This window comes from Bradyrhizobium sp. (assembly GCF_017881085.1).
Classification (GTDB): domain Bacteria; phylum Pseudomonadota; class Alphaproteobacteria; order Rhizobiales; family Xanthobacteraceae; genus Bradyrhizobium.
The window spans coordinates 1-4,662 of record NZ_JADGRI010000374.1 but is presented as its reverse complement, the minus strand read 5'-3'; the positions used below and the strand labels follow the sequence as shown (position 1 = coordinate 4,662).

Annotated in this window: 5 protein-coding genes; 3 read left to right on the top strand and 2 right to left on the bottom strand. The window is 61.3% G+C overall.

Translation table 11 applies throughout. The features are described from left to right. Positions 1 to 253 precede the first annotated feature (253 nt). From QZ213_RS24800 to QZ213_RS24790, 3 genes are all read left to right on the top strand, one after another. Positions 254 to 1,597, top strand: a complete 1,344-nt coding sequence (locus QZ213_RS24800; RefSeq protein ID WP_291688714.1) for an IS5 family transposase — start codon at positions 254 to 256, stop codon at positions 1,595 to 1,597. 347 nt (positions 1,598 to 1,944) lie between these two features. After that, the gene (locus QZ213_RS24795; protein WP_291688713.1) at positions 1,945 to 2,223 is read left to right on the top strand and encodes a hypothetical protein; all 279 of its coding nucleotides are present in this window, start codon (positions 1,945 to 1,947) and stop codon (positions 2,221 to 2,223) included. A gap of 104 nt (positions 2,224 to 2,327) precedes the next feature. After that, the gene (locus QZ213_RS24790; protein ID WP_291688712.1) at positions 2,328 to 2,504 is read left to right on the top strand and encodes a hypothetical protein; all 177 of its coding nucleotides are present in this window, start codon (positions 2,328 to 2,330) and stop codon (positions 2,502 to 2,504) included. A 128-nt stretch (positions 2,505 to 2,632) separates the two neighbouring features. Here the strand turns inward: QZ213_RS24790 and QZ213_RS24785 are convergent, their stop codons facing one another. Together QZ213_RS24785 and QZ213_RS24780 are read right to left on the bottom strand one after the other, a co-directional pair. After that, positions 2,633 to 3,943 (bottom strand): HlyD family type I secretion periplasmic adaptor subunit, encoded by a 1,311-nt coding sequence (locus QZ213_RS24785; RefSeq protein ID WP_291688711.1) that lies wholly within the window; start codon positions 3,941 to 3,943, stop codon positions 2,633 to 2,635. Continuing rightward, on the bottom strand, positions 3,940 to 4,662 hold a 723-nt coding region (locus QZ213_RS24780; protein WP_291688710.1), incomplete at its 5' end, for an ATP-binding cassette domain-containing protein. The genes QZ213_RS24780 and QZ213_RS24785, both read right to left, overlap by 4 nt.

The following is a 4,662-nucleotide window of genomic DNA, read 5'->3' as shown; positions in this document are numbered from 1 at the left end:
AGACCTGCACTCTCAAGACCTGCACTATCGAGACACGTGCTCGCAAGATATGCGCTCGGACGTGATCTTGGGATCGACTGCGGTTTTGCTTCGGAACTAGTCGTCCGTGAAGAAGCCTCAAGCCTTTGATTTGGAATCGTAAACCGACGTGCTGTGGAAAGCGAATTTGCCGGAAACGGGCCCTTCGAAAGGGGATTCCTTGCAAATTTGATTCGTGATTCACTCTCGTATCAGGGCTTCGGCGAGGGGCGAGATGCGGCCACGGGAACGGCGGGAGACGGGCGAGCAGGATCTGTTTCGCTCCCGGCTCGATCAGATCATCGACATGAATCATCCGCTGGCGAAGCTGGCGCGAACGGTGGATTGGCGGTTTCTGGAAGGGCGGTTCGGCGAGGTCTACACGGACGATCCCGGCCATCCGCCGCTGCCGACGCGACTGATGGCGGGGCTGGCGATCCTCAAGCACACCTATGACCTGTCCGACGAGGTGCTGTGCGAGCGCTGGGTCGAGAACCCCTATTACCAGTATTTCTGCGGCGAGGAGTTCTTCCAGCACCGGCTGGTATTCGATCGGTCGTCGATGACGCGCTGGCGCAACCGCATGGGTGAAGAGCGCTTGCAGGCGCTGCTCCAGGAGAGCCTTTCGGTCGCCACCAAAACCGAGGCGATCAAGCCATCCGAGCTGTCACGGGTGATCGTCGATACCACGGTGCAGCCCAAGAACGTGATGTTCCCCACCGATGCCAGGCTGCTGAACCGGGCGCGCGAGAAACTGGTGCGGCTGGCGCAGCGCCATGGGGTGGCTTTGCGCCAGTCCTATGCGCGGGTGGGCAAGTTCGCCCTGATCCAGCATCAGCGCTATGCCCATGCCAAGCAGTTCAATCGCGCCAACAGGGCGCTCAAAAAGCTGCGCACCTTGCTTGGCCGCGTCATTCGCGACATCGCCCGCAAGATCGAGGGCGACAGCGGGCTCGAAGCCGCGTTCGCACAACTGCTCATGCTGGCACGGCGCCTGCGCGAGCAACAGCAGCGCCAGCGCGGACTCAAGGTCTATTCCCTGCACGCGCCGGAAGTCGAATGCATCGGCAAGGGCAAGGCCCACCGGCCTTACGAGTTCGGCGTCAAGGTCTCCGTCGCCACAACCATCAGCCACGCCAGGGGTGGCCAGTTCGTCACTCATGTGAAGGCGCTGCCGGGCAATCCCTATGATGGTCACACCCTGGCAACCGTGATCCCGGAAATGGAGGCGCTGGTCGGCAACACCCTCGATCGCATCCTCGCCGACAAAGGGTATCGCGGCCACAATGCACCGCCAGACCACAAGTTCAGGGTCTTCATCTCAGGCCAGAAGCGAGGTGTGACACCCAGCATCAAACGCCAGTTGCGCCGCAGGTCCGCCATCGAACCCGTGATCGGCCATCTCAAAGCCGAGCATCGCATGGGCCGAAACTATCTGTGGTACCGTCAAGGCGACGCTGCCAATGCCGTCCTCGCCGCTGTCGGCTACAACTTCCGCCGCCTGATCCGATGGCTCAGGCTCTTGTTGTGCCACATACTCCTCGCCCTCTTCACAACGCTTCAGCCCGCTCCAGCCTGAAAGGCAACGTTCTTCACGGAAGACGAAATACTCACCCCGAGTAAATGTCGTCCGTTTCGCCTCCGAACTCGGACACTGCGCGATGCGGTCGGCACTTGGCATTCGTGCCAACAGGCGACATTACCAGCGGCGTCTTGTTGCGGGTCATTCGTCTTCCGGCATGCGTGCGTAGGCAAAAAAGCTCCGGTTGGCCCGACTGTCCATCAGAGTGCCGCACTTCTCACAGATCACGTGACCGGTGGGTACTTCGGTCACAGTGACTTCGTATTTGGCGCCGCAGCCGCATTCATGCGTTCCTGTCAGCCATCTTACAAATTCGGTCATGCTTGAAATATGCGCCGTGGCTTGTGATCGGACGTAGCTATCTTTCGGGTGAACTGCCAAAGCTCGACATGATGACCGTCAACAAATTGCTTTGCCTTCTTGAGGGCTACTTCATCATCGGCGCATTCGATCGGACCCGAGCTTTGAAACTCGCCATCTGGGCTAATGATAAACGCGCGATATTGCGGCATGTTGCTGCTCCCTTTGATTCGGCGGGAGTACGAAACTCTCTGTCACCGAACGATGCCGAGGGGGGCGGTGATTTCTCTCATATGGTGATCGACGAATATCACTGCAGATAAAATAAGTGTCATGCCGCTTTAGTGAATATGATGGTCACATCAATCGCAGAGCGGACACATTGCGAACATCCAATGCGCGCAGCCTTCCGATGGGAGGATTTCCCATGGACGCAAAATTCGCTGTAGGCGACAAAGTTGACCAATCACCCCGCAATAAGTTCGTTGGAACAGTCAAAGCGGTCTTCACGACGAAAGAAGGTGAAACGCGCTACGCCGTTGACGTAGAAGGTCACGGCACGCTTCGACTCTGCAGCGACCACACTATCGTTCCTCATCACTGAAATACGCCTCGGCGCAGGCTCCCGGGCGCGAGCAAGGCGGGCGAACCCGGAATTTATAACCACCGCAGCGAGTACGGATTCCGGGCCTGCGCATCCCGGAATGACGTCAGTTGTGTTGAACGACGCCGTCACTTTTCCCGGAACGCGCGCATCAACTGGTCCTTCAGCGGCTTGATCAGATAGGACAGCAGGGTGCGGTCGCCGGTCTGCACAAACGCTTCCACCGGCATGCCGGGGATCAATTTGACCTCGCCGAGACGCGCGACCTCTTCCGGCGGCATCTTGACACGGATGGTGTAGTAGGATTGCCCGGTGCGCTGCTCGGTGGTGACGTCGGGCGAAACACGGGTGACAATGCCGTTCAATTCCGGCGTCGTGCGCTGGTTGAAGGCCGACAGCCGCAGCAGGGTCTTCTGGCCGATCTGCAACTTGTCGATATCCTGCGGATTGACCTTGGCCTCGACCTGAAGATCGTCGGCCTGCGGAACGATCATCATGATGGCATCGCCGGCAGTGATCACCCCGCCGACGGTATGAACCGTCGACTGCTCGACCATGCCGTCCTGCGGGGCGCGAATATCGATCCGCCGCAACTGGTCCTCGGCAGTGACCTTGCGCTCGACGAATTCGCCGATCTTGTCGTTGGTCTCGCGCAAATCCTTGGAGACGTCGCTGACCATATCCTTGTCGACCTGAATGACCTGCAGTTCGGTTTCGGTGATCTTGCCCCTGGCCTGCGCCCGCGACGCGATGTATTGCGCCCGCTCGCCGGATAGCCGGGCGGCGTCGCGCTCGAGCGTGGTCAGGCGCGTCATCTGCACCAGATGCTGATCGTAGAGCGTGCGAACCCCGACCAGCTCCTTCTCCACCAGCGCGATTTCCTTGTCTTTGGCCCTCTCCTGCGCCTCCAGGCCGGCGATCTCCTCGTGCAACTGCGCGACCCGCTCGCGCAACTGCGCCTTTTGTCCGATCCGCCCGGTGGTGCGAACCTCGAACAATTTGGACTCGCTCGCCATCACGTTCTTGACATCGGGATCATTGGCCCGATCGAGCAGCATGGGGGGAAATACGATTCTGTCGAGGCCCTGCTGTTCGGCTTCGAGCCGAGCCGCCCGCGCCCACAGACCGTCGAGATTCTTGGTGACAATGGCAAGGCTTGCCTTGGTGACGGTGTCGTCGAGCCGCACCACCACGTCGCCGGCCTTGACGACATCGCCATCACGCGCGCGCACCTCACCGACCACGCCACCGGTCGGATGCTGCACTTTCTTGACGTTCGATTCGACCACGATCGAGCCCGGCGCAATCAGGGCGCCCGAAATCTCGGCCGTGGCTGCCCAGCCGCCGAGCCCGCCCGCCAGCACGACCACCACGGCCAGTCCGATGATCAAATGCAGCCGTATCGACGGTCGCGCTCCCCGCATCCTGGTGCCGGTCATGATTTGGCAACTCCGCCCTCGGATACGACCTTGATGGCAGGAGCCGGCGGCGCCACGCGCTGCAGCACCTGCCCCAGAACCGTGTCCTTGGGCCCGAAGGCGTGCATGCGGCCATCCTTGAGAACGAGAAGCATATCGACCGCCTCGATCCCGACCGGCCGGTGCGCCACCACCACCACGATGGCGCCGCGCTCGCGCGCCGCGCGAACCGCCCGCGTCAGCGCCTCGTCGCCCTCGGTATCGAGATTGGAATTCGGCTCATCCAGAACGATCAGGAACGGATCGCCATAGAGCGCCCGCGCCAGCGCCACGCGTTGCGCCTGGCCGGCGGAAAGTGCCGCACCCTGCTCGCCGATCTGGGTGTCGTAACCGTCGCGCATCTTGATGATCATCTGGTGCACGCCGGCTTCCTTGGCGGCGGCGATGATGGCCTCAGAGCGCGCCTCGGGATCGAAGCGGCAGATATTCTGCGCGACCGTCCCTGCGAACAATTCGACATCCTGCGGCAGATAACCGACGTGACGGCCAAGCACATCGGACGACCACTGATCGAGGGCTGCGCCATCGAGCCGTACTTTGCCGCGGAACGGCTGCCAGACGCCGACCAGCGCGCGCACCAGGCAAGACTTGCCCGATCCGCTTGGACCGATCACGCCCAGTCCGTTCCCGGCCTCGAGCGCGAAGGTCACGTCCTGCACCACAATCTTCTGTTCGCCGGG